Below are 24901 nucleotides of genomic sequence, written 5' to 3'. Positions count from 1 at the left end.
ACCGCCGAGCCTCATCCGGCACCACCCCCACCTCCAATCCCTCCCCGCAAGGGGGAGGAGAGCAGGGCGTGATTAGGGAAGGACGAGGAACCGACATGAACGCGCTCAAGGCCCTGCACGACGAACAGGATCAAGCGGTTTGGCTGGACTTCGTGGCCCGGGGCTTCATCCAGAAGGGTGAGCTGAAGCGCCTCGTCGAGGAGGACGGCCTGCGCGGGGTCACGTCCAACCCGTCGATCTTCGAGAAGGCGATTGGCCATTCGGACGAATACGATGCCAGCCTGAGGGCCGTGCAGGAGACCGGCGACAGCCGGGTCATCGACCTCTACGAGGGCCTGGCCATCGCCGACATCCAGGCCGCCGCCGACGTGCTCCGCCCGGTCTACGAGGCGAGCGACGGCGCGGACGGCTATGTCAGCCTCGAAGTCTCGCCCTATCTGGCGCTCGACACCGAGGCGACGCTCAACGAGGCGCGGCGCCTGCACAAGGCGGTCGCCCGCGACAACCTGATGGTGAAGGTGCCGGCCACCCCCGAGGGCATCCCGGCGATCCGCGAGCTCACCGCCGAGGGCATCTCCATCAACGTGACGCTCCTGTTCTCGCAGGAGGCCTACGAGGCGGTGGCCCGCGCCTTCATCGACGGGCTCGACGAACGGGCGAAGGCCGGCCACGACGTGTCGAAGATCGCGAGCGTCGCGAGCTTCTTCATCAGCCGGATCGACGTGCTGGTCGACAAGCTGCTCGACGAGAAGATCGCCGAGGCCAACGACCCCGACGAGAAGGCGGCCTTGGGCCAGCTCAAGGGCAAGGTCGCGATCGCCAACGCCAAGCTCGCCTACCAGCGCTACCGTAAGATTTTTTCCGAGGCGAAGTGGACGGCCCTGGCCGAGAAGGGCGCCAAGGCGCAGCGGCTGCTCTGGGCCTCCACGGGTGTGAAGAACAAGGCCTATTCCGACGTGCTCTACGTCGAAGAGCTGATCGGGCCGAACACCGTCAACACGATGCCGCCCGCCACCATGGACGCGTTCCGCGACCACGGCACCGTCCGGGCGACGATCGAGGAGGACGTGCCGGGGGCCGAGGCGGTCATGACCCGGCTGGCCCGCGCCGGCATCGACATCGAGGCTGTCGCCGAGCAGCTGGTAAAGGAAGGCGTGCAGCTCTTCATCGACGCCGCCGACAACCTGCTCGGCGCGGTCGCCGGCAAGCGCGCCGCGCTGCTGGGCCAGCGCCTCGACGGCCAGAGCCTGGTCATGGACGACAGCCTCGCCGCCGAGGCGAAGAAGACCGTCGAGGCCTGGCGGGCGAGCGGCGCGATCCGCCGGCTCTGGGCCGGCGACGCGACGGTCTGGTCCGGCCACGACGAAGCGAGCTGGCTCGGCTGGCTGCACATCGTCGAGGAGGAGCTTGAGAAGGCCGCCGACTACGCCGCCTTCTCGGACTGGGTGAAGCAGGAGGGCTTCACCGATGCGGTGGTGCTCGGCATGGGCGGCTCCAGCCTCGGCCCTGAGGTGCTGAGCCTGACCTACGGCCAGCGCGAGGGCTTTCCGAAGCTCCAGATCCTCGATTCGACCCACCCGGATCAGGTGCGCGCCCTGGAGGCGAGCATCGATCTAGGCCGGACGCTGTTCATCGTCTCGTCCAAGTCGGGCTCGACGCTAGAGCCCAACGTCTTTCGCGATTACTTCCTGGGGCGCGTGAAGGAGACGCTGGGCGACCGGGCGGGCGATCACTTCGTCGCCGTGACCGACCCCGGCTCCGACATGGAGCGCGCCGCGCAGTCCGATAACTTCAAAAAAATCTTCTACGGCGTGAAGCAGATCGGCGGCCGATACTCCGTGCTGTCGGCCTTCGGCCTCGTCCCGGCGGCCGCCCTCGGCCTCGACGTGAAGGCGCTCCTGGAGACGGCCCGGATCATGGTCCGCTCCTGCGGGCCGGTGGTGCCGCCGGCCCAGAACCCGGGCGTGCTGCTCGGCACCGCGATGGGCGCGGCCGGTCTCGCCGGCCGCGACAAGGTGACGGTCATCGCCTCGCCGGGCATCGACAGCTTCGGCGCCTGGGCCGAGCAGCTGATTGCCGAGTCCACCGGCAAGCAGGGCAAGGGCTTGGTGCCGGTGGATGGCGAGCCGGCGAGCGTCCCGGCGGTCTACGGCCGCGACCGGTTCTTCATCTATCTCCGCCTCGACGGCCACGCCGAGGAGGCGCAGGACGAGGCCCTGCGCGCCCTGGAGCGCGAGGGTCACCCGATCGCGCGCATCACCCTCGACTCGGTCGAGCAGCTGCCGCAGGAATTCTACCGCCTGGAGATGGCCACCGCGGTGGCCGGCGCGGTGCTCGGCATCAACCCGTTCGACCAGCCCGATGTCGAGGCCAGCAAGATCGAGACGAAGAAGCTGTTCTCGGAGGCCGAGCGCAACGGCGCCCTCCCCGCCGAGACGCCGCTCTTCGCGGACGAGGCCATCGCCCTCTACGCCGACCCGAAGAATGCCGAGGCCCTGCCCCAGGCCAACGACGGCCTGGAGGCGACGCTGAAGGCGCAGGTCGCCCGCCTGAAGGACGGCGACTATCTCGGGCTCCTCGCCTACGTGCCCCGCGACGCGAAGGCCGCCGGCATCCTGCAAGAGGCCCGGCTCGCCGTGCGCGACGCCCGCAAGGTCGCGACCTGCCTGGAATTCGGGCCGCGGTTCCTGCACTCGACCGGGCAGGCCTACAAGGGCGGCCCGAACACCGGCGTGTTCCTGCAGATCACCGCGGAGCCCACCGCGGACCTGCCGATCCCCGGCCGGGCGCTGGGCTTCGCCACCGTGGTGGCGGCGCAGGCCCGGGGCGACTTCGCGGTGCTGGCCGAGCGCGGCCGCCGGGCGCTGCGGGTCCACATCAAGGGCGACCTCGATACCGGGCTGAAGCGCATCGCGGCGGCGCTGAAGGCCGCTGTGGCCTAAGTGCCCGCTCTCTCCTCCCCCTTGCGGGGAGGAGCCGGAGGTGGGGGTGCTTCCGGATAAGGCTCAGCGGTGCCTCCTGCACCACCCCCACCCCTGACCCCTCCCCGCAAGGGGGAGGGGAAACCCCGAGGAGATGACGGCAATGCAACTCGGCATGATCGGTCTCGGCCGGATGGGCGGCAACATCGTCCGGCGGCTCCTGCGCGACGGGCACACGGCCGTGGTGTTCGACCAGAACCCGGCGGCGGTCGCCGGGCTGGTGGAGGCCGGCGCGGTCGGCGCGTCGAGTTTGGAGGATCTGGTCTCCAAGCTCGAAGGGCCGCGCACCGCCTGGGTGATGCTGCCGGCGGGCGCCATCACCGAGGAGGCGGTCAAGGCGCTGGCCGGCCTGATGGAGGCGGGCGATTGCGTCATCGACGGCGGCAATTCCTTCTACGGCGACGACGTGCGCCGGGGCATCGAGCTGAAGGCCAAGGGCCTGCACTACGTCGATGTCGGCACCTCGGGGGGCGTCTGGGGGCTGGAGCGCGGCTACTGCATGATGATCGGCGGCGATAAAGAGACCGTCGACCGCCTCGACCCGATCTTCAAGACCCTGGCGCCGGGCGTCGGCGACATCCCCAAGACCCCCAACCGCGAGGGCCGCGATCCCCGGGCCGAGCAGGGCTACATCCATGCCGGCCCGATTGGCGCCGGCCACTTCGTCAAGATGGTCCATAACGGCATCGAGTACGGCCTGATGCAGGCCTATGCCGAGGGCTTCGACATCCTGAAGCATGCCAATTCGGAGGCGCTTCCGGCCGAGCGCCGCTTCGACCTGAACATGGGCGACATCGCCGAGGTCTGGCGGCGGGGCAGCGTCGTCTCCTCCTGGCTGCTCGACCTGACCGCGCAGGCTCTGGCCGGCGACGAGAACCTCCAAGATTTCTCCGGCTACGTAGAGGATTCCGGCGAGGGCCGGTGGACCATCAACGCCGCCGTCGAGGAGGGCGTGCCGGCCACCGTCTTGTCCAACGCCCTGTACCGCCGTTTCCGCTCCCGCGAGCAGGAGAGCTACGCCGACAAGCTGCTCTCGGCCATGCGCAAGGGGTTCGGCGGCCACCAGGAACCGAAGAAGTCGTGAGACCAAGAAATCCTGAGACCCGCTGATGAGCCTCCCCACCGGTACCCATGTCCTGCCCGACCCGCAGGCGGTCGCCCGCGAGGCGGCCGAGCGGCTGATCGTGGCCTGCGGCGAGACGGAGTCCGAGCGGATCGCGATCTGCCTGTCCGGCGGCTCGACCCCGAAGGTTCTCTACGGCCTCCTCGCCGGCCCGGACTACGCCGCCCGTGTGCCGTGGGCGCGGATCCACTGGTTCTTCGGCGACGACCGGGTGGTCCCCTGGGACGATGAGCGCAGCAATGTCCGGATGGTCCGCGAGGCGTTCGGGCACGGCTTCCGGATCCCGTCCACCCACCTGCACTTCATCCCCTCCGACGCGGGCGCGGAGGTCGGGGCCCGGGCCTACGAACGGACCCTGCTGGACTTCTACGGGGCCGAAAGCCTCGATCCCGCCCGGCCGCTGTTCGATCTGGTGCTGCTCGGCCTCGGCGAGGACGGGCACACCGCCTCCCTGTTCCCCGGCAAGCCGGCGGTCGATGAGACCGCGCGCCTGGTCGCCCCCGTGCCCGAAGCCGGCCTGGAGCCGTTCGTGCCGCGCATCAGCCTGACGCTCCCGGCCCTGGCCTCCTCGCGGCACGTGCTGTTCCTGGTCACCGGCGCCGGCAAGCGCGCCGCCCTCGCCCGGCTCGCCGCCGGGGAGGACCTGCCCGCGGGCCGGGTCACCAGCGTGGGCGACGTGGCCTGGCTCCTCGACAAGGCGGCCGCCGGCTGAAGTCCTGCGCGGGCCGTTACGGTCTGGCAAGGCGGACGCGCTAGACCGGCCGAATCGCTGCGCGGTCCGGCCGCGTCGCTGGGGCGGTCCGATGCCACGAAGGGCCAGATGCGCGCGGGCACCGTCGTCCTCTACACCGATCAGCCCACCCGCCGCGGCGATCTCCTGCGCGCCCTCGAGCCGATCGCGCCCTGCGCGGTGCTGGACGCCGCCGCTTCGGCCCCCGCCGGCCCCTGCTGCGCCCTGGTGGTCGATCTCGACCTGCTCCAGCCCTCCCCGCTCGTCGGCCTGCGGACGCTGATCGCCGCTGATCCGGCCCTGCCGCGGATCTTTCTGATGCGCAGCATGGGCGCCCGCAGCCTGTCGGCGGCGCGCGGGCTCGGTGCGCGCCTCTGCCTGCCCGAAGACACGCCGGCCGGAACGGTCGCCGAGGCCTTGCGGGCGCAGCTCGCGCCCGTCTCGGACGCCGCGAAGCCCGGCGCGCGCAGCGGCTCTCCGCTGGTCGTCCAGGCCGCCGACAAGGCGGGCGCGGTGATCGCCAACCTGCTCGATGCCGCCCGGGATTCGGGCAGGATCGACGCCGCCCTGGTCAATGACGGCCTGGAGCCGATCCTCGGGGCGATCGGCCAGGGCGGCCTGACCGCCTGGCTCGATACGGTGCGCGCCTACGACGACGCCACCTATCAGCATTGCCTGCTGGTGGCGGGCCTCGCCGCAACCTTCGCGATCGACCTCGGCTTCTCGGCCGAGGACCGCCAGCAGCTCGTGCGCGCCGCCCTCGTGCACGATGTCGGCAAGGCCAGGATCCCGCTGGCGATCCTGAACAAGGCCGGCCCCCTGGACCCGGCGGAGCGGGCGGTGATGCGCACGCATGCCGCGCTTGGGCACCAGATCCTGGTCCAGGCCGGCGGCTTCGACGACGCCGTGCTCAAGGTGGTGCGCCACCACCACGAATTGCTCGACGGCTCGGGCTACCCGGACGGCCTCGCCGGGGGCGCCATCGACGACATCGTCCGCCTCATCACCGTCTGCGACGTCTACGCCGCCCTCGTCGAGCGCCGCCCCTACCGCGCCCCGATGCCGGCCGCCGAGGCCATGACGATCCTGCACGGCATGGACGGCAAGCTCGACCGGGCTCTGGTGCGCGCCTTCGAGCGCTCCGTCGCGGGATCCTGACCGGCGCTTTCGGGTGCCGTCATTGCGAGCGCAGCGAAGCAACCCAGGGCGGCGCGCGATCTCAGAACGGTGGCGTTTCCCTAGGTTGCTTCGCTGCGCTCGCAATGACGGTGATTGAGCGGGGCACCGATCGACCGAAATTCGCATGACGCGTGCGTCGGGCCCATTGCGCGACATCAGGCCGAAGCGCGACCAGACCGCACATCTTTAGGTCCGGTTGGAATGCTATTTCTACCTTATGCCATTCCGCGCCATCTCATTGCTCAAGCCAGTCATCCGAGCGCGAACTTCGCAACCCGTCTCCGGCTCCTCTGCGCTAGGCTTCACGCAGCCTGACGGAGGGCCTTTGAGGAGATCGCGCATGACCCTGCTGACCCATCCGGCCGAAGTCGAGGCGATGTTGGCGGATCTCGCGCTCGCGGCCCGGCGCTCCCCGGACGCCTATCTGGCTTCGGCCCGAACGACCCTGCTCAACATCCTGGCCCGGCCGGATTTGCTGGACCGGACGCGGCTGGTCGCGCCCCCGGAGGGGCTCGGTCGCAATTTGCTGTTCGGCACCCGGGCGCTCAGCGTCTGGGCGATGGTGTGGAGCCCCGGCGCGGTCACGCCCGTGCACGATCACCACTGCTCCTGCTGCTTCGGCCTGCTCAGCGGCAGCCTGCGCGAGACCTGGTATCGCCCGATCAGCGACACGCACGCGGTCGCGACCCTGGATGTGGTCCGCAGCCCCGGCTACGTGGCCTGCATGATGCCCTCGGGGCCGAACCTGCACCGGATCGCCAATGACGGTCCGGAGGCAGCGATCTCGATCCACGTCTACGGCTACGACCACCGGGCGCAGGCCTCCTCGGTCCACCGCACCTATGAGGTGGCGGCGGGGTGAGGTGTGATCCGCGCAGTCATTGCGAGCGGAGCGAAGCAGCCCAGTGACGCGCGCGGTCGCAGAACGGTGGCGTTTCCCTAGGTTGCTTCGCTGCGCTCGCAATGACGGGGGCGGCGGTCACCGACCGCTCGCCCAACTCGAAACAATCACTCCATATACATCGTCGGCACAGCGGTCGTGTACTTCATCTCTTCCATGGCGATGGAGGAGGACAGGTTCGAGAATTCGAGCTTGGCGATGAGCCGCTGGTAGACGGCGTCGTAGGTCTCGATGTCGGGCACGACGATGCGCAGCAGGTAGTCGATCTCGCCGGTGAGCCGCCAGGCCTCGACAATCTCCGGGAAGCCGGCGACGACCCGGCGGAACGCGTCGGACCAGTCGGCCGCGTGGCGGGGCGCCTTTACGGCCACGAACACCGTGGTCGGGACGTTGACCTTGCGCCGGTCCACCAGGGCGACCCGGCCACGGATTACCCCCGACGCCTCGAGCTTCTTGACCCGGCGCCAGCACGGGGCGGCGCTGACGCCGACTCGTTCGGCCAGTTCGGCGACGGGCAATGTCGCGTCCTGCTGGAGGACGTCCAGGATTTTTCGGTCCACCGCGTCCATGCGAAAGCTGCTCCCGCGCGGGGTCCGGGTTTTTTCGGCTACAGGAAGAAGTGCTTCGAGAGCTTCAGCCCCTGGGCCTGGTAGTTCGAGCCGGCCGCGGCGCCGTAGAGAGTTTTGGGAACAGCCAGCATCCGCTCGTAGACGAGCCGGCCAACGATCTGGCCGTCCTCCAGCAGGAACGGCACGTCGCGGGAGCGGACCTCGAGCACGGCGCGAGCGCCCGCGCCGCCGGCCCCGGCATGGCCGAAGCCGGGGTCGAAGAAGCCGGCGTAATGGACCCGGAACTCGCCGACCAGAGGATCGAACGGCACCATCTCGGCGGCGTGGTCCGGGGGGACCTGCACAGATTCCTTCGAGGCCAGGATGTAGAACTGGCCGGGATCGAGGATCAGGGCGCCCGAGCCGTCCGCCGCCAGGGGCTCCCAGAAATCCGCCGCCCGGTGGCGGCCCGGAGCGTCGACATCGACGAGGCCGGTATGGCGCTTGGCCCGGTAGCCGATCAGCCCGTCGAAGCCGGACAGGTCCACCGACACCGCGACGCCGCCGTGGAAGGACGGGGCGTCGGAATCGACGAGCGGTGAGCGCAGGTGCAGCTGGCCGAGTTCCGCCTCGGTCAGCCGCGGCGAGCCCTGGCGGAATCGGATCTGCGACAGACGCGAGCCGGTCCGGACCAGAACCGGGAAGGTGCGCGGCGAGATTTCGGCGTAGAGCGGCCCGGTATAGCCGGGCTCGACCTGGTCGAACGCCTCGCCCCGGTCGGTGATCACCCGGGTGAACACGTCGATGCGTCCGGTGGAGCTTTTTGGATTGGCTGCGGCCGCCAGGTCGCCGGGCAGCGCCAGGCTCTCCTGCAATTCCGCGATGTAGACGCAGCCGGTCTCCAGCACCGCGCCGGGGCGCAGGTCGATCTTATGCAGCGACAGGCGCTCGACGCAGGCTTGGACCGTGCGGGTCGCACCCGGCAGGAAGCTGGTGCGGACCCGGTAGGCGGTGGCGCCGAGGCGCAGATCGAGGCTCGCCGGCTGGATCTGGTCGCCCGCGAAGGCCTCGGCCACGCGGATGCCGCCCGCCTGGGCCAGCGCGGCAATCGCCTCGGCCGGCAGGATGCCGGAGCGGGTCCTGGCGCTCGAATCGGCGTCGCCCGAATCGGCGGCATCCATGCCTGCGCCCGCGTTCATCGCGCCTCGACTCCTTCGCGCGCCTCCGGGTGGATCCGCGTTCCTACACCTTCTCCGACGGGACTGGCTAATGCCCGCTTAACCGGGAGCGCGAGCCGCCCGGCGCCGCTTCCCGCTACGGTCCGACAGGCCTGCGACATCATCCGCGCGAGGTAGTCCGCCGCAATTGACGGCGATTTCACCGGCCACTACCACCGCCAGTGAAGCGCGTTCAATTCGTCTTCATCGAATCGCACCGTTCGAAGAAGGGCCTAATAGGGCGATGTACAAGGCCGAGACGCGGGGAATTCGAGTGACCGTTCAGCCCCGCTTCGTCGAGGAGGAATCCTCCCCGAACGAGAGCCGCTATTTCTTCGCCTATACGGTCGAGATCGTGAACACCGGCAGCGAGCAGGTGCAGTTGCGCTCCCGTCATTGGCGGATCATCGACGGCCACGGCGCCTGCCAGGAAGTGCGGGGGACCGGCGTAGTCGGCAAGCAGCCCGTGCTGGAGCCGGGCGAGTCCTTCTGCTACACCAGCGGCTGCCCGCTCAACACGCCCGATGGCCTGATGGCTGGCAGCTACACCATGGCGACGGTGGCCGGCGAGAGCTTCGAGGCCGAGATTCCCGCCTTCTCCCTCGACAGTCCGCACGTCCGCCGCAGCCTGCACTGAGGTCCCGGCGCCGGGGCCTCGCTCCGGAGGGATCTATGTCTGGGAACGGCGAGCGGCTCAGCCCGCTCGACATGCTCGCCCGCCTCGTGTCGTTCGATACCGAGAGCGACAAGTCGAACCTCGCCCTGATCGATTCCGTCAGCACCTATCTCGACGGCTGGGGTGTCCCCTACCTGCGCTTGCCGAACGCGGCCGGTGACAAGGCGGCCCTGTTCGCCACGATCGGCCCGATGGTCGAGGGCGGTGTCGTCCTCTCCGGCCATACCGACGTGGTCCCGGTGGCGGGCCAGGCCTGGACCAGCGACCCATTCACCCTGCGCATCGCCGACGGCCGGGCCTATGGCCGCGGCGCCGTCGACATGAAGGCGTTCGACGCCTTGGCGCTGGCCCTCGTGCCCGACATGCTGGCCGCCGGTCTCAAGCGGCCGATCCACATCCTGCTCTCCTACGACGAGGAGACCACCTGCCTCGGCTCCATGGACGCGATCACGCGGTTCGGCGCCGACCTGCCGCGGCCCGGCGCCGTGATCGTCGGCGAGCCGACCGGGATGGAGGTGGCGGACGCGCATAAGAGCATCGTCACCTGCCTGACCATCGTGCATGGCCACGAGGCCCATTCTGCCCGGCCGGCCCTCGGGGCGAACGCGGTGGCGGCGGCCTGCGAGCTGGTCGCCGGGCTCAGCCGAATCGCCGATCGGATGATCGAGCGCGGCGACGCGTCGGGGCGGTTCGATCCGGCCGCAACCACGGTCCATGTCGGGACGATCCACGGCGGCACGGCGCGCAACATCCTCGCCAAGGAATGCCGCTTCCACTGGGAGTATCGCGGCCTGCCGGATCTCGACCCGGGCGAGATCCCGCGCCTGTTTGCCGAGGAGGTCGCACGGGTGACGCGCGAGCGCTTGAACCGCTACGGTGATTACGGGCGAATCGAGACGATCGAGGAGGTCGACATTCCGGGGCTCGCACCCGAACCCGGCTCCGAGGCCGAACGCTTGTGCCTGCGGCTCGCCGGGCGCAACCGCACCATCGCGGTGCCCTACGCCACCGAGGCCGGGCGGTTCCAGCAGGCCGGAATCCCGACGGTCGTGTGCGGACCCGGCGACATCGCCCAGGCCCACCAACCCGACGAATTCATCACCCTCGATGCGCTCGGCAAGGGCGAGCGGTTCCTGAGGGCCCTGATCGAGGCTTACGCGTCATGAACGCGCTCATCGGCATCACCATCAAGCTGCGACCGCTCGAACGCGAGGACCTGCGCTTCGTCCACCAGCTCAACAACAACGACAGCATCATGCGCTACTGGTTCGAGGAGGCCTACGAGTCCTTCGCCGAACTCCAGCAGCTCTACGAGCGCAACATCCACAACCAGACCGAGCGCCGCTTCATCGTCGCCGACCCGAGCGGCGAGCCCGCCGGCCTGATCGAGCTCGTCGAGATCAACCACCTGCACCGGCGCTGCGAATTCCAGATCGCGATCCACCCGAACTTCCAGGGCCGCGGCTATGCCTGGCAGGCGACCCGGATCGCCATGGATTACGCGTTCAGCGTCCTCAACATCCACAAGCTGTATCTGCACGTGGACCGGGACAATGCCCGGGCGGTGCGCATCTACGAGCGCTGCGGCTTCCACCCCGAGGGCGTCCTGAAGGACGAGTTCTTCGTGAACGGCCGCTATCGCGACGCCGTGCGGATGTGCCTGTTCCAGCCAGAATATTTGAAGGCTCGGGGCGGCGGCGACATCGGCGAGCCGGTGCTCAAGGTCTGAGCCTTCTGGATGCGGGAGGGGCCGCAGAGGCCCCTCCCATTTGTGCTCAGTTGCGGCCGGCGCCCGGCTCGCGGCCGGCCTTGCCGCCGCCCTGCGCTGCGCCGCCCTGGGCCGGGCCGGCATTCATGCCGTCGCGCTCGGCGCCGCCCACCCGGCCACCGTCGTTGCCGGCCGGCCGGGCGCCGTTCTGCTGCTCACCGCGCTCCGAAGCGTTGCGAATGCCGTCCTGACGGCCGCCCCGCATGTCGGTGTTGCGGGTGCCCTCGTTCCGGCCCTCGCGATTGGCCGTCCGGTCCATGTCGCGGCCCTCAGTGCGCCCCGCGTTGCGGGCGCCGTCGCGCTGGTCGGTGCGGACGCTGGCGCGGGTCTCGGTCCGGAAGCCGGCATTGACGGTGCCACCGCCGCTGAGCCGGCGATATTCCTCCGAGCCGGTGCGCACCCGCTGGCCGCGGATCGTCACGAACCGCTCCTCGCGCACCGACACCAGGCGGCGGTACTCGGGCGAGCCGTAGACGACGCGCTGGCCGCGGATGGTCACGAAGCGCTCCCGCGGCCCGCTCTCGCGGGTGCTGACCAGCCGGCGGTACTCGGGCGAGCCGTAGAGGACACGCTGGCCGCGGATCACCACGTAGCGGACCCGGGGGCCGCGATTCTCGGTGACGATCAGACGCCGGTACTCGGGCGAGCCGTAGACCACCCGGCGACCGCCGATGACCACGAACCGGCCCTCGCGGCGGAAGCCGCCTTCGACCCGATCCGACCGGACATCGGTCCGCCGCTCGGTGCGGCTCTCGGTCCGGCCGCGGATATCGGCCCGGTCGCCCCGCTCGCCGCGTGCGCCATCCCGGTCGCCCCGCGTATTCCGCTCGGCCCGGTCGCCGTCGCGTGCTCCGGACTCGGGGCCGGCCCGGCCGCGATCCTGGGCCATCCGATCACCGGATTCGCGTCCGCCGTCCCGGCCCTGCGCGGTCCGGCCGGTCTCGGCGCCGGCGCGGTCGGACGCGGCCTGATTGCCGGCCTGCGATCCGCCCCTGTCGGCCCCGGCCTTCATCCCTGTCTCAGATCCCGCCTGCCCGGCGCGGCCGCCCATCCCGGCCCCGCGCTCGGTGCCACCCTGCTGCTGCTGCGCATAAGCCGAGGTGCTGATCAGCAGCGCGGCCAGACCGATCGATAGCGTTCGCATGGCGTCTCCTCCTGTGTTGAAGCTGCCACGCAACGTCGAAGGTTGCGAAACGGTTCTATCAGGAGATGCCAAAAATTCGCGCAACGAATACTGAGGCTTCTGCGTTTCGCGCACAGAAGCTTGGCCGTCATTCGCTGCGGAGACCGGTCGATCGCCGCCGCCGGCCGAAACTCTACTGATTCGGCTGCGCGCCGATCTCGGCCTCGACCTCCTGCGGGTCGAGGTCGTAGCGCCGGGAGCAGAATTCGCAGGTGATGACGATGCGGCCGTCATCCGCGACGATGTCGCGCCGCTCCTGCGGCGAGAACGAGCGGATCATGCCCATCACCCGCTCCCGTGAGCAGCGGCAGGCCTCGTGCACCGGCTGGCGGTCGAACACCCGCACGCCGCGCTCGTGGAACAGCCGATAGAGCAGGCGCTCGCTCGACACGCTCGGATCGACCAGCTCGTGATCCTCCACGGTGCCGACCAGCGAGCGCGCCTCGACCCAGGCATCGTCCTCGACTGTCTGCCCGGACAGGTGGGTGTGGCCCTCCGGGATGTCGCCGGGCGGCAGGTCGGCGAGGCGAGCCCGGTCGATCGACTGCGGCAAGAACTGCACGATCAGGCCGCCGGCGCGCCAACGGCCCGTCCCCTCCTCCACGGCCTCGGCGACCGCGAGGCGTACCTGCGTCGGGATCTGCTCGGACTGGCGGAAATACTGGTGCGCGGCCTCCTCCAGGCTTTGGCCCTCCAGGGCGACGACGCCCTGGTAGCGGCTGGCCGCGGAGCCCTGGTCGATGGTCATGGCAAGGTGGCCGGCGCCGATGAGGTCGGCATCCTTCAGCGGGCGCTCACCGAGCGCCGCGACCCGCTCCGCGTCGAACCGGGCGGTGGCGCGCAGACGATCTGGCGCCTCGAAATCGACCACGATCATCGCCACCGGGCCGTCGGTCTTGGTCTGGAGCTGGAAACGGCCCTCGAACTTCAACGACGAGCCGAGCAGCACCGTGAGCGCCGCGGCCTCGCCGAGAAGCCGGGCGACGGCGTCCGGGTAGCCGTGGCGGCGCAGGATCGTGTCCACCGCGGGGCCGAGCCGGACCAGGCGCCCGCGCACGTCGAGGGCCTCCACGGCGAAGGGCAGCACGGCATCGTCCGCGCCGTCATGGCCGTTGCCGACCGCCTGCGACTGGGATTGCGACTCTGGTCCTGAGGTCATGCCCGCTCCGATCGATAGGTCCGGTTCCCGCGGCGGCCGCTCCGACGTGCCGGTGCGCAGATCCCGCTCCGGCGAGGAGCGGGATGGCGTGAGGAACAAGGTCCGTCCGGAACGATCTGATCCCTCACCCCGCCCGCGCCCGCACGGGAGAGGGGGCGCATCGCGCCACATCCGTCGTCGGGATGCTGCCGTTCGGCAGCCGTGATGGGGAGACGGGCCGCGCAAGCAGCCCGATCTCCATCATATGGGGCGCAGTCCCGAAAAGCGCGAGCCCGGGATCAGGGCGTGCCCGCGCCGAGGCACCAGGCCAGAATCCCCTTCTGCGCATGCAGGCGGTTCTCGGCCTCGTCGAAGACCACCGAGCGCGGCCCGTCCATGATTTCGGCCGTGACCTCCTCGCCGCGATGGGCGGGCAGGCAGTGCATGAAGATCGCGTCCGGGTTGGCGGCCGCCATCAGCTTGGCGTTCACCTGGTAGGGGCTCAGTAGGTTGTGGCGGTGACCCTCGTCGTCGTCGCCCATCGAGACCCAGCAATCCGTCACCACGGCATCCGCGCCCTTCACCGCCGCGAAGGCATCAGTGGTGACGTTGATCTTCGCACCCTCGCGCTGCGCCCAGGCGATCAGGCCGGGCGGGGGCGCGAGTTCGGGCGGGCTGGCGATGTCGAGGCTGAAGTCGAGCCGCGCGGCCGCGTGGACCCAGCTCGCCAGGACGTTGTTGGAATCGCCCGACCACGCCACTTTGCGGCCCTTGATCGGCCCGCGATGCTCCTCGAAGGTCATCACGTCGGCCATGATCTGACAGGGATGCGAGACCTTGGTCAGCGCGTTGATCACCGGCACGGTGGCGTGCTCGGCCAGCTCCAGCATCTGACCGTGATCGAGGATGCGGATCATGATCGCGTCGACGAAGCGCGACAGCACCTGGGCGGTGTCGCCGATGGTCTCGCCGCGGCCGAGCTGCATCTCGGAGCCGGTGAGCATCAGGGTCTCGCCGCCGAGCTCGCGCATCGCCACGTCGAAGGAGACGCGGGTCCGGGTCGAGGGCCGGTCGAACACCATCGCCAGGGTCTTGCCCACCAGCGGGCGGTCGGCGGCGCGCTCGCCCTTGCGGCGGCGCGCCTTCATGGCGGCGCTCGCGTCGAGCACCCCGCGCAGCTCCGCCCCGGAGAAGTCCTTGAGGTCGAGGAAGTGGCGGGGGCCGGCACCGTTCAGGTGCGGGACTGGGGCACGCGCCCGGCCGTCAATCTGGGCTTTCATCGCGTCACGTTCGCTAGAGCCTGCTCCACGATCACCTGATCATGAACGACACTCTATCTCCTGGTGGGGGCATTCTCATCACGCGCGGCGGGGATCGACCGCACCCGAAAATGCTTCGCACCGCCCTGCGCCGGAACGCGGCGCAGGGCGGTGATTCTTGTAGAGCGGGATCGGCCTGCTATTCGGCGGCCCCGCGCAGGGCTTCGAAGGAAGAGGCGGCCTCATCGAGCCGCCGCACCGCCTCGTCGATCTCGCCGTCGCCAACGATCAGCGGCGGCAGCAGGCGGACGATGTTGTCGCCGGCCGGGATCACCAGAAGGTGGGCGGCCCGGGCGGCGGCGGCGAAATCAGTGTTCGGCACGCCGAGCTTGAGGCCGAGCATCAGCCCCTCGCCGCGGATCTCCTGGAACACGTGCGGGTGGCGGTCGCGCAAGGCGGCGAGCTTCTGCTTGAGCAGCAGCCCGGCATGAGCGACGCGATCGAGGAAGCCGTCCGCCAGCACCACGTCGAGCACGGCGTTGCCCACCGCCATGGCGAGGGGGTTGCCGCCGAAGGTGGTGCCGTGGCTGCCGGCGGTCATGCCGCGCGCCGCCTCGCTGGTGGCGAGGCACGCGCCCATCGGGAAGCCGCCGCCGATGCCCTTGGCGGCGCTCATGATGTCCGGGGTGATGCCGGACCATTCATGGGCGAACAGCTTGCCGGTGCGCCCGACGCCGGTCTGGACCTCGTCCATGATCAGCAGCAGGCCGTTCGCATCGCAGATCTCGCGCAGGCGGCGCAGGTCCGCGTGCGGGATGACGCGCACGCCGCCCTCGCCCTGGATCGGCTCGATCATTAGGGCGGCGGTCTCCGGCCCGATCGCCGCCTCCAGCGCGTCGTAGTCACCGGCCGGAACCTGATCGAAGCCGTCGACCTTCGGCCCGAAACCCTCGATGTATTTCTGCTGGCCGCCGGCCGCGAGCGTCGCCAGGGTCCGCCCGTGGAAGGCGCCCGCGAAGGTGACGATCCGGTAGCGCTCCGGGTTGCCGCCGGCCGCGTGGTACTTCCGGGCGATCTTGATCGCCGCCTCGTTGGCCTCCGCCCCCGAATTGCAGAAGAACACCACGTCCGCGAAGGTCGCCTCCACGAGGCGCCGGCCGAATCGCTCGCCGCCCGGGATCTCGAACAGGTTCGACGTGTGCCAGATCCGGTTCGCCTGCTCGGTGAGCGCGCCGACGAGGTGCGGATGGGCGTGGCCGAGACCGTTCACCGCGATGCCGGCGCCGAAATCGAGGTATCGCTCCCCCGCCTCCGTCACGAGCCAGGCGCCCTCACCGCGCTCGAAAGCGAGCGGCGCGCGGACGTAGGTCGGCAGAAGGGCTGACGTCACGGATCCCGTCTCCGTCTTTTGAAAGGCCCGGAGCAAGCGATAGCCGGCTCCAAATGAAAGTGCCGCCTCGTCATGGGCGGCACGCGCGCGATTACTATGAAACGACCGCCTCCTGTCAACGTTGCAGGGTCCATGCCGCGCGCGCGGCTGCTCTGCAGGATGCTGGCGGGAATCGGATTTCAGACCCGCATGGCCGGGCTCGTCCCCTTGCGCGGCGGGGCGCGGTCATGCTCCTGCTCCGGCCGAGTCGAGTCAGCGCGGGAGAATCCCATGAGCACGATCAAGGAACGCCTCGAGAAGCTGGGCCTCACTCTGCCGAAGGCGGCGGCACCGGTGGCGAACTATGTGCCGTTCGTGCGCACCGGCGACCTCGTGGTGATCTCCGGCCAGGTCTGCTTCGGCGCGGACGGCACCATCGCTCCCGAGCACAAGGGCAAGGTCGGCGGCAGCGTCTCGCCCGAGGCCGGCAAGGCGGCGGCGCGGCTCTGCGCCCTCAACGTCCTGGCTCAGCTCGAAGCCGCGGTGGGCGATCTCGATCGCGCGCTGGAGCAATGCGTGCGGCTGGGCGGCTTCATCAACGCCGCGCCGGGCTTCTCGGCGGTGGCCGGGGTGATGAACGGCGCCTCCGACCTCATGGTCGAGCTGCTGGGCGATAGCGGGCGCCATGCCCGCTCCACGGTGGGCGTCGCCGAACTGCCCCTCGACGCCGCGGTCGAGGTCGAGGCGATCTTCGAGGTCCGCTGAACGTGGCCGCGCCCGACTGGCTCACCGCGCGGCCGATCGCCCATCGCGGGCTGCACGACCGGGCGGCGGGCCGGCCGGAGAACACTCTGGCCGCCGCCCGCGCCGCCGTGGCGGGCGGCTTTGCCATCGAGTGCGACGTTCAGCTGAGCGCCGACGGCGAGGCGATGGTGTTCCACGACGCCGCGCTGGGCCGGCTGACCGAGGCGAGCGAGGCGATCGATACCAAGTCGGCGGCTGAGCTCGGGACGCTCGCCGTCGCCGGGACCGCGGAGACGATCCCGACGCTCACGAGTTTCCTGGCCGCGGTGGCCGGGGCGGTGCCGGTCGTGGTCGAGGTCAAATCCCGCTACGACGGCGATCCGCGGCTGGCGACCCGCGCCGCCGCGATCGCCGCCGCCTATGCCGGCCCGGTGGCGCTGAAATCCTTCGATCCGCAGGTGGTCACGGCGCTCCGCGACCTGTGCCCGCCCGCGATCCCCCGGGGGATCGTCGCCGAGACCACGCAGGACGACCCGGCCTATGCCGGCATGCCCTGGGCGACGCGCCGGGCCCTGTCCAACCTGCTGCATTTCTCGGAGTCGCGGCCCGACTTCCTATCCTGGCGGGTCGACGACTTGCCCTGCGCGCCGACCTACCTGTGCCGCCTCCTCAGCCGCATCCCGGTCATGGCCTGGACGGTGCGGACCGACGACCAGCGCGCCCGCGCGGGCGCGCATGCAGACCAGATGGTGTTCGAGGGGTTCGTTCCCTGACTGGCGCGCGCCGCCGGAGCGCCGGGCACGGCGTGGCGGCCGGAACAATCCGGCTCAGGGAGCCGGAACCGTCGTCGTGAACGACGCCGTCGTCAGGTCGCGGTCTGTCTTGGTCGAGAGGGTCGCCAGGAATGCCAGCAGGTCCGCCTTCTCTGTGGCGCTGAGATGGAGCGGCTTGATCGATCGGGAGCGGCTCGGGCGGTCGATGCCGCCGCGGTCGTAGAGGTCGATCACGGCCTCCAGGGTCGCCACCGAGCCGTCATGCATGTAGGGGCCGCGCTTGCCGATCTCCCGGAGCGTCGGGGTCTTGAAGGCGTAGCGCAGGGCGGCCGAGGTCGGCTTGAGGCGGCCGCGGCCGATATCGGTGCCGGTGCCGACGCCGATGTCCTGGAACGAATTGTCGGTGAACGACCAGCCGGAATGGCAGCTCGCGCACTCGGCGCGGCCGTTGAACAGGTCGAACCCGCGCTTGGCCGGCTCGCCGATGGCGGCCTCATCGCCGGCGATCCAACGGTCGAACGGGGTCGGCCCGGCGACGATCAGGCGCTCGAAGGTGGCGAGCGCCGCCTCCAGCCGCTCGCGGGTGATGGCCGGATCGTCGAACGCGGTGGCGAAGGCGGCCGCGTAGCTCGCGTCGGCGGAGAGCCGGGTGAGCGCGTCGGCCATCGGCAGGTTCATGTTGGCCGGCGACGTCATCGGCATGGCGGCGACGGATTCAAGGCTCCGGAACTTTCCGTCCCAGCCGAGCGGGCCGTCCTGCCAGGCGATGTTGATCAGGGTCGGCGTGCGCAGGTCCATGTCGCCCTGCATCCGAGTCGCGGCGCGCGCGCGGCCGTCGCCCCAGGCGAGGTCCGGGATGTGGCAGGTCGCGCAGGCCCGGGTGCCGTCGCCGGACAGGATCGGATCGAAGAACAGGCGCCGGCCGAGCTCGGCCTTGGCGGCGGAATAGGGATTCTCGCTGGGGAACGGGATCTCGGCGGGCGGGCGATAGGAGTCGCGCCAGCCGGCGCGGCGCGGATCGCCCCCGCTTCCGAGTCCGGCCGTCACGCCGACCAATCCGAGAAGCCCCGCGATTGCGGCGCCGACCTTCCAAGCCATCACCGACCTCACCGGTGAGCTTTAGGCCGGTATTCGTTGACGACCGATGAATCCGAATAGAAAGATCGGTCTTCGCGAGCGTATTGGCGGGTGCAGAGTGCCGCACCCAGGCATTTTCGTCGCACAATCTTTGATCCGCACCGTCATTCCAGCCGGATGGAGACGCTGTCGCTCGCCCCCGTTGCATCGAGAACCGAGATCCGGGCGAAGCCGGCCCCGCCCGGGACCCACTCGGCCCGGCGCCGCGCCGTCTGCGCCACGGGCTGGCCGTCGACCAGCCAGGTCAGCGGCGGCACCCCGCCGAGCGCCTTGAGGGCGAGGCCCGGGCTCGCTGCGTCGCGCTCCTCCGCGCGCTCGCCCGCGAGGCTGAGATCGATCCGCGCCCCGTCCGGCGGATAGGCGATCTTGAGGGCCGGGCCCTGCATGTCCGCGCCGTCGCGCTGGAGGCGCCGCAGCGGCGGCGGCAGGCTGCCGGACGTTGCCGCGTTCAACACGTTGGCCGGCGGCGGGATCGGCTCGGGTTCGGTCCCGAGCCGCGCGAAGGCGTCGAACAGGATCGGGGCGGCGGCGACCCGGCCGACGAGGCCGGGCACCGCGGCGCCATCGGGACGCCCGATCCAAGCGACTACCGTGACGCGCCGGTCGAAGCCCGCCGCCCAGGCGTCGCGGTAGCCGAAGGAGGTGCCGGTCTTGTAGGCGATGCGGTTCGGCAGGGCGTTCTCGGGCGGCGGCGTCCCGCGCAGGATGTCGGCGACGTACCAGGCCGCCACCGGCTCGGTGACCCGGTGCTCCGGGCCGCTCGCTTCGGGCTCTGCGGCCCGGCGCAGGATGTCCGGCACCGACCCGCCCCGGGCGAGACCGGCATAGAGCCGAGCCAAGTCGGTGAGCGTGATGCCGAGGCCGCCGAGGGCCACCGGCAGGCCCGGCGCCGCCTCGCGGGGGAGCTGGATCCCGGCGCCCGCCGCCCGCAACCGGGCGATGAAGCGCGCCGGTCCCACCGCCTCCATCAGCGCCACCGCGGGCACGTTGAGCGAGAGCTGCAGGGCGCGCCGCGCGGTGACCGTCCCCTGGAAGGTCAGGTCGAAATTCTCGGGCGCGTAATTCGCCGAGAAGCGCGCTGGGCGGTCCTCCAGCAGCGTCTCGGGATGGGCGAGCCCGTTCTCGAAGGCCAGGGCGTAGACGAAGGGTTTCAGGGCCGAGCCCGGCGAGCGCAGGGCCAGGGTCATGTCGATCGCGCCGCGCCGGGTCGGATCGAGATAGCCGGCGCTGCCGACCTGGGCGAGGACGCGGCCGTCGCGGTTGTCGAGCACCAGGATCGCAGCTGACAGGGCCGGCCCTGTCGCGGCGGCGCGCTCGGCCGCGAGCGTCTCCAGCCGCGCCTGGAGGGGGCCGTCGATGGACAGGCGGATCGCCGACGCCCCGGGCTCGGCGGCCACCGCCTCCTCGGCGGCGTGGGCGGCCAGCATCGGGAAGGCTTTTCGCGCCTGCGGCACCGGCTCGGCCTTGGCGGCTTCAGCCTCGGCCGGGGTGAGGACGCCCCGGCGCGCCGCCAGATCGAGCACCCGGTCGCGGGCGGCCCGGGCGCGGCCCGAGAATCGGTCCGGCCGGCGGGTCTCGGGCGATTGCGGCAGGGCGACCAGCAGGGCCGCCTGCGCCGCGGTGAGCCGGGCCGGCTCCCGCCCGAAATACGACAGGCTCGCCGCCCGCACGCCTTCGAGGGAGCCGCCATAGGGGGCGAGCGCCAGGTAGAGATCGAGCAGGGCCGCCTTGCCGAGCTGCCGCTCCAACGCCAAAGCCCGCACCATCTGGCGGAGCTTGGCCTTGAGCGAGCGCTCGTGGCGCGGCTCGACCAGGCGGGCGACCTGCATCGACAGGGTCGAGCCGCCGGAGAGGATCCGCCCATGGGCCAGCCATTGCCCGGCGGCGCGCAGGATCGCCACCGGGTCGATGCCCGGATGGGATTCGAAGCGCCGGTCCTCGTAGGCGAGCAGCATCGCCCGGTAGCGCGGATCGACGGCCGCGGCGGTGACCGGCAGGCGCCAGCGACCATCCGCGGTGGCGAAGGGGCGCAGCAGCGTGTCGAACCGGTCGAGCACCACGGTGGAGCGCGCCGCGGCCGCCGTCAGGTCGAGGGGCGGCAGCGAAGCGGCGTAGCGCCAGACCAGCCCGGCGCTCGCCGCGATGACCCCGACCAGCAGGGCCGCGATCCCGAGGCCAAGGCTCGCCGCGCGGCGCCGGGCGCGCCGGGGCGATGCGGCGGCCGCGGAATCAGGCCCGTGGTGCGGCACGCATCCTCCCGTCCCGGAACCGGCCGGCGCACCAGATTCACCGATCCGTGGTGCCAGGCAAGTCCCGGGCGGGCTCAGCCGATGCCGCGCAGATCCCCGAAGGCCGGCCGGGCCGCCGGACCCAGCCGGATCGGGAACGGCACGACGTTGGAGGCCGAAAGGGCGGGCTGGATCTCCAGGATCTGCGGAGCGGCCTTGCGCCCCTTGTCGGGCTTCGCCCAGCGCTCGATCCGCTTGAAGTAGCTCCGCCGGGTCAGCCAGATCGGAAATCGCCTGCCCTTCAGCATGTTCAACCCCTCGTCGAAATGCACACGAATCGCGAAATCCAGTCCCGAAACCGCAATCCTTGAAGATTGATCGAATCAGGACTGTATTCGTGATACCAGGCGATCTCGCAGTCGCCCGCATCCCCTGTTTGGGTGATGTGCAACGGGAGGTTGATACGCCCCTTTCAGGCCGCGGCGGATTCCTTCGCCCGCTCCTGCGCCAGCTTGGTGACGGCGACCTGATCGACCTTGCCGCTGCCGAGCATCGGGATCGCGTCCAGCACCACGACCTCGGCGGGGATCGCCACGTCCGAGGCGCCGCGCTGCTTGGCGAATGTCTGGAAGGCGGCGCGCGTCGCGCCCTTCTCCTGGGTGAACAGCACCAGCCGCTCGCCCTTGCGCAGATCCGGCACGGCGGCGACCGCGCTCGGCTGGTTCGGCCAGAGCTCGGCGGCGAGCGCCTCGATCCCGGCGAGCGAGACCATCTCGCCGGCGATCTTGGCGAAGCGCTTGGCCCGGCCCTTGATCGTCACGAAGCCCATGGCGTCGATCGCCACGATGTCGCCGGTGTCGTGCCAGCCCTCCGGCGGCGGCTCCAACACGCCGGGTCTTTCCGCCCGCAGGTAGCCGAGCATGATGTTCGGGCCGCGCACCGCGAGGCGGCCGCCTTCCTCGATCCCGGGCACCGGCTCCAGGCGGGTCTCGATACCGGGCAGGATCCGACCGACCGTGCCGAAGCGGTTGAACATCGGCGTGTTCAGCGCCACCACGGGTCCGCACTCGGTGACGCCGTAGCCCTCCAGGATGCGCAGCCCGAACTTCTCGCCCCAGGTCTTGCGGGTCGAGTCCTTCACGGCCTCCGCGCCGGCCACGACGTAGCGGAGCGAGCGCAGGTCGTAGGCATGCGCGGCCCGGGCATAGCCCGTCAGGAACGTGTCGGTGCCGAACAGGACCGTGCTGTTCGAGCCGTAGATCAGCTCCGGCACGATCCGGTAGTGCAGCGGCGACGGGTAGAGATAGACCGGCACGCCGGAGACCAGGGGCAGGATCAGCCCGGCGGTCAGTCCGAAGGCGTGGAACACCGGCAGCACGTTGAACACCTTGTCGGTGGGCCCGAAATCGATCCGGGCCGCCACCTGGGCGACGTTGGCGAGCATGCAGCGGTTGGCCAGCACCACGCCCTTGGGCGTGCCCTCGCTGCCCGAGGTGAACAGGACCGCCGCCGGATCCTCGCCGGTGCGCTTCACCAGGGGCTTCCGGCCGGCGAGCAGAGCGCGGATCTTGTCCGAAGTCGTGACGGTGGCGCGCACGTCCTCCAGGTAGACCAGCTCCACCGTTCCCCTGATCGCCTCGATCAGGCTGCCGAGCCGGCCCTTCTCGATGAAGGCCCGGGAGGTCAGGATCCTGTCGACCTGCGCAGCCCGGCACGCCGAGAGCACATTGGCCGGCCCGGCCGAAAAATTGATCATCGCCGGCACCCGGCCCGCCGAGGCCAGGGCGAACAGGGTGACGGCCGCGCCGTTGGCATTGGGCAGCATCACGCCGATCCGGCCGCCCTCGGGGGCGAGCGGCATCAGCTTGCGGCCGAGCACGTTGGCGCCCAGGACCAGCCGGCTGTAGGTCAGGCGGCCGGTGACCGGGTCCTCGAGCGCGGTGCGGCGCCAGCCATGGCGGTCGCCGGCATCGATCAGCGCCGCCATCAGGCCGCGGTCGGTGTCGGCGGTGCGGAACAGCAGGTCCGACATGATGCCGTAGAGGGCGGCGCCCGCCGCCTGCCGGCGGGCCTTGCCCCGCAGGGTGTCGTCCACGGTGAGCCGCACCGGCGGCAGCACCGTCACGGTCACCTTCGGCCACCAGCGGCGGCGGACCTGCGAGCGGGACAGGCGCGAGAACGCGGTGCGCTCCAGCCCGTCGATCTTCACGGGCACGACCATGGCCCCAGACTTGTCGGCGATCAGCCCGGCGCCGTCATAGACCTTCATCAGGCTGCCGGTGACGGTGAGCCGGCCCTCGGGGAAGATGATCAGCGTCTCGCCGCCCTTGACCGCGTTGATCAGGGTCCGGGTGGCCAGCGGTCGGGTCGGGTCGAGCGGCATCGCCTTGGTGACCCGCAGGAACGGCCGGACCCACCAGCGCTGGGCGATGCCGCTATCGACCGCGAAGACCGGCTCCTGGTCGAGCAGTGACAGGGCCAGCGGCGCGTCGAGGAACGAGACGTGGTTGAGTGCCAGGATGCAGTTCGGCCCGGCCGCCGCGACGTTGTCGAGCCCGCGGACCTCCAGCCGGTAGAAGGCCCGGAACAGGATCGAGAGCGCGTCCCGGAACGGGCTGGTCGGCAGGGTTGCGAACACGACGGCGCCGACGATCAGGTTCAGCACTGCCACCAGGGCGAGCAGGCTGGCGATCGACAGGCCGGCGCCCTGCAGGGCCGCGAGCGCCAGGGTGCCGGCGACCATGAAAGCGGCGGTCACGACGTTGACCGCCCCGATGATGCGGGCCCGCATCGCCTTCTCGGTCCAGGCCTGCACGGCCGCAAACGACGGGACGATGTAGAGGCCGCCGGAGACGGCGAGCCCGAGGAAGCCGATGGCGGTGCGCAGGCCCTCGCCGGTCTGCAGGAAGTCGAACGGACCGATCGCCTCCGCGGGCGGCGGAGGCAGGTGTCCGATCGTCCAGGCGAGGTCGAGGCCGAACAGGCCCATCAGCACCGCCCCGACCGGCGTCGGCAGCAGCACGATCCGGCCGCTGGCGAGCCACGAGGCCAGGCCCGAGCCCACGGCGATGCCGATCGAGAACAAGGCCAGCAGCAGCGTGATCACCGTCTCGGTGCCGTTGAAGGCGCCGCGCACCAGAACAGGCAGCAGCGACAGCACGACCACGCCGACCAGCCAGAACCAGCTCACCGTCAGCGAGCCGCGCCACAGCCGCGTATCGGCCCAGAGGTCGCGCAGCAGCGAGGCGGTGGAGCGCGCCACGTTGCGATCGACATGGAGGTCCGGCGCCCCCTCCCCGGTGGGCGGGATCATCCGGGCCGAGAGCCAGCACAGGACCGCGAAGCCCATCACCAGGATGCCGAACACCAGGCCCGAGCCGCCAAGCGCCGAGGCCGCGCCGGCCGCGATCGTGCCGAGCAGGATCGCCAGGAAGGTCGCGGCCTCGACCAGCGCGTTGCCGGCGGGCAATTCCTCGCGGCGCAGATGATCCGGCAGGATCCCGTATTTGATCGGGCCGAACAGGGCCGCGATCGTCCCGAACAGGCCGAGCGCCACGAACAGCACCGGCACCGAATGCAGCAGGAACCCGAGCACCGCGGTGCCGGCGGCGAAGATCTCGGCGAACTTGAGCCGGCGCGCCATCAGCGCCTTGTCGTAGCGGTCGGCCCATTGGCCGCCCAGGCCCGACAGGATGAAGAACGGCCCGATGAACACGGCGCTCGCCAGGGTGACGAGCACGCCCGCATGCGCATCCGCCTGCCCGCCGATCCCGAACAGGATCAGGAAGGCCAGGGCGTTCTTCAGGAAATTGTCGTTGAACGCCGAGAAGAACTGGCACCAGAACAGCGGCGCGAAGCGCCGGGCACTCATCAGGGAACGGAACATGGCGATCTCTCGGTTCCGAACCTGACTGGCCCAGCCGATGCGTCGAGGTCAAATCGGCCTT

Annotated in this window: 20 protein-coding genes; 10 read left to right on the top strand and 10 right to left on the bottom strand. The window is 70.6% G+C overall.

Annotation, left to right across the window (positions count from 1 at the left end; genetic code table 11):
* Nucleotides 1–95 precede the first annotated feature (95 nt).
* The 5 genes from BM228_RS08355 (at nucleotide 96) to BM228_RS08335 (ending at nucleotide 6875) form a co-directional block, all read left to right on the top strand.
* Entirely contained in the window at nucleotides 96–2942 is a 2847-nt protein-coding gene (locus tag BM228_RS08355) for a bifunctional transaldolase/phosoglucose isomerase (RefSeq protein WP_092038935.1), read from the top strand.
* Nucleotides 2943–3084: 142 nt separating this feature from the next.
* Nucleotides 3085–4065 carry a phosphogluconate dehydrogenase (NAD(+)-dependent, decarboxylating) gene (gene gnd / locus BM228_RS08350; protein ID WP_092038934.1) on the top strand — a complete coding sequence of 327 codons (981 nt, stop codon included), beginning with the start codon at nucleotides 3085–3087 and terminating at the stop codon, nucleotides 4063–4065.
* A 25-nt stretch (nucleotides 4066–4090) separates the two neighbouring features.
* Entirely contained in the window at nucleotides 4091–4816 is a 726-nt protein-coding gene (pgl, locus tag BM228_RS08345) for a 6-phosphogluconolactonase (protein WP_092038932.1), read from the top strand.
* A gap of 108 nt (nucleotides 4817–4924) precedes the next feature.
* Nucleotides 4925–5992 carry an HD-GYP domain-containing protein gene (locus BM228_RS08340; protein ID WP_092038930.1) on the top strand — a complete coding sequence of 356 codons (1068 nt, stop codon included), beginning with the start codon at nucleotides 4925–4927 and terminating at the stop codon, nucleotides 5990–5992.
* 361 nt (nucleotides 5993–6353) lie between these two features.
* On the top strand, nucleotides 6354–6875 hold the full coding sequence (locus BM228_RS08335) for a cysteine dioxygenase (RefSeq protein ID WP_092038928.1): 522 nt from the start codon (nucleotides 6354–6356) through the stop codon (nucleotides 6873–6875).
* Between the two features lie 146 nt (nucleotides 6876–7021).
* On the opposite strand, the gene BM228_RS08330 is transcribed toward BM228_RS08335, so the two are convergent.
* Both BM228_RS08330 and BM228_RS08325 read right to left on the bottom strand, forming a co-directional pair.
* Nucleotides 7022–7483, bottom strand: a complete 462-nt coding sequence (locus BM228_RS08330; RefSeq protein ID WP_092038926.1) for an Lrp/AsnC family transcriptional regulator — start codon at nucleotides 7481–7483, stop codon at nucleotides 7022–7024.
* Nucleotides 7484–7521: 38 nt separating this feature from the next.
* Nucleotides 7522–8661: a 2'-deoxycytidine 5'-triphosphate deaminase gene (locus BM228_RS08325; RefSeq protein WP_092038924.1), complete on the bottom strand. Its 1140-nt coding sequence runs from the start codon at nucleotides 8659–8661 to the stop codon at nucleotides 7522–7524.
* Between the two features lie 262 nt (nucleotides 8662–8923).
* Here BM228_RS08325 and apaG point away from each other — a divergent pair, with 262 nt between their 5' ends.
* Genes apaG through speG form a run of 3 tightly spaced genes read left to right on the top strand, consistent with a single transcriptional unit; the run spans nucleotide 8924 to nucleotide 11084 of the window.
* Nucleotides 8924–9316 (top strand): Co2+/Mg2+ efflux protein ApaG, encoded by a 393-nt coding sequence (apaG, locus tag BM228_RS08320; RefSeq protein ID WP_007562424.1) that lies wholly within the window; start codon nucleotides 8924–8926, stop codon nucleotides 9314–9316.
* Between the two features lie 35 nt (nucleotides 9317–9351).
* Complete coding sequence (gene argE / locus BM228_RS08315; protein WP_092038922.1) at nucleotides 9352–10521, top strand: acetylornithine deacetylase; 1170 nt, start codon at nucleotides 9352–9354, stop codon at nucleotides 10519–10521.
* Nucleotides 10518–11084 carry a spermidine N1-acetyltransferase gene (gene speG / locus BM228_RS08310; RefSeq protein WP_092038920.1) on the top strand — a complete coding sequence of 189 codons (567 nt, stop codon included), beginning with the start codon at nucleotides 10518–10520 and terminating at the stop codon, nucleotides 11082–11084. The genes argE and speG overlap by 4 nt, the downstream gene beginning before the upstream one ends.
* Before the next feature lie 46 nt (nucleotides 11085–11130).
* On the opposite strand, the gene BM228_RS08305 is transcribed toward speG, so the two are convergent.
* The 4 genes from BM228_RS08305 to BM228_RS08290 form a co-directional block, all read right to left on the bottom strand.
* Nucleotides 11131–12267: a hypothetical protein gene (locus BM228_RS08305; protein ID WP_092038918.1), complete on the bottom strand. Its 1137-nt coding sequence runs from the start codon at nucleotides 12265–12267 to the stop codon at nucleotides 11131–11133.
* Nucleotides 12268–12439: 172 nt separating this feature from the next.
* Nucleotides 12440–13465, bottom strand: coding sequence for an Hsp33 family molecular chaperone (locus tag BM228_RS08300; protein ID WP_092039138.1), 1026 nt, complete (start codon nucleotides 13463–13465; stop codon nucleotides 12440–12442).
* A gap of 278 nt (nucleotides 13466–13743) precedes the next feature.
* Nucleotides 13744–14724 (bottom strand): ornithine carbamoyltransferase, encoded by a 981-nt coding sequence (gene argF, locus BM228_RS08295; protein WP_092038916.1) that lies wholly within the window; start codon nucleotides 14722–14724, stop codon nucleotides 13744–13746.
* Nucleotides 14725–14902: 178 nt separating this feature from the next.
* Nucleotides 14903–16093 carry an aspartate aminotransferase family protein gene (locus BM228_RS08290; protein WP_092039136.1) on the bottom strand — a complete coding sequence of 397 codons (1191 nt, stop codon included), beginning with the start codon at nucleotides 16091–16093 and terminating at the stop codon, nucleotides 14903–14905.
* 270 nt (nucleotides 16094–16363) lie between these two features.
* Between BM228_RS08290 and BM228_RS08285 the strand changes: the two genes are divergently transcribed.
* Nucleotides 16364–16837 carry a RidA family protein gene (locus tag BM228_RS08285; protein WP_092038914.1) on the top strand — a complete coding sequence of 158 codons (474 nt, stop codon included), beginning with the start codon at nucleotides 16364–16366 and terminating at the stop codon, nucleotides 16835–16837.
* A gap of 2 nt (nucleotides 16838–16839) precedes the next feature.
* Nucleotides 16840–17589, top strand: coding sequence for a glycerophosphodiester phosphodiesterase family protein (locus tag BM228_RS08280; protein WP_092038912.1), 750 nt, complete (start codon nucleotides 16840–16842; stop codon nucleotides 17587–17589).
* Between the two features lie 54 nt (nucleotides 17590–17643).
* On the opposite strand, the gene BM228_RS08275 is transcribed toward BM228_RS08280, so the two are convergent.
* From BM228_RS08275 to BM228_RS08260, 4 genes are all read right to left on the bottom strand, one after another.
* Nucleotides 17644–18687, bottom strand: a complete 1044-nt coding sequence (locus BM228_RS08275) for a cytochrome-c peroxidase (RefSeq protein ID WP_092038910.1) — start codon at nucleotides 18685–18687, stop codon at nucleotides 17644–17646.
* A gap of 143 nt (nucleotides 18688–18830) precedes the next feature.
* Nucleotides 18831–20975: a penicillin-binding protein 1C gene (pbpC, locus tag BM228_RS08270; RefSeq protein WP_092038908.1), complete on the bottom strand. Its 2145-nt coding sequence runs from the start codon at nucleotides 20973–20975 to the stop codon at nucleotides 18831–18833.
* 74 nt (nucleotides 20976–21049) lie between these two features.
* A complete protein-coding gene (locus BM228_RS08265) occupies nucleotides 21050–21262 on the bottom strand; it encodes a hypothetical protein (RefSeq protein WP_092039134.1) in 213 nt (70 codons plus the stop codon).
* A 164-nt stretch (nucleotides 21263–21426) separates the two neighbouring features.
* Nucleotides 21427–24840: an acyl-[ACP]--phospholipid O-acyltransferase gene (locus tag BM228_RS08260; protein WP_092038906.1), complete on the bottom strand. Its 3414-nt coding sequence runs from the start codon at nucleotides 24838–24840 to the stop codon at nucleotides 21427–21429.
* Between the last annotated feature and the right edge of the window lie 61 nt (nucleotides 24841–24901).

The sequence above is a fragment of the Methylobacterium pseudosasicola genome, assembly GCF_900114535.1.
Lineage (GTDB): Bacteria > Pseudomonadota > Alphaproteobacteria > Rhizobiales > Beijerinckiaceae > Methylobacterium > Methylobacterium pseudosasicola.
This window is presented reverse-complemented; position numbering and strand designations above follow the sequence as displayed.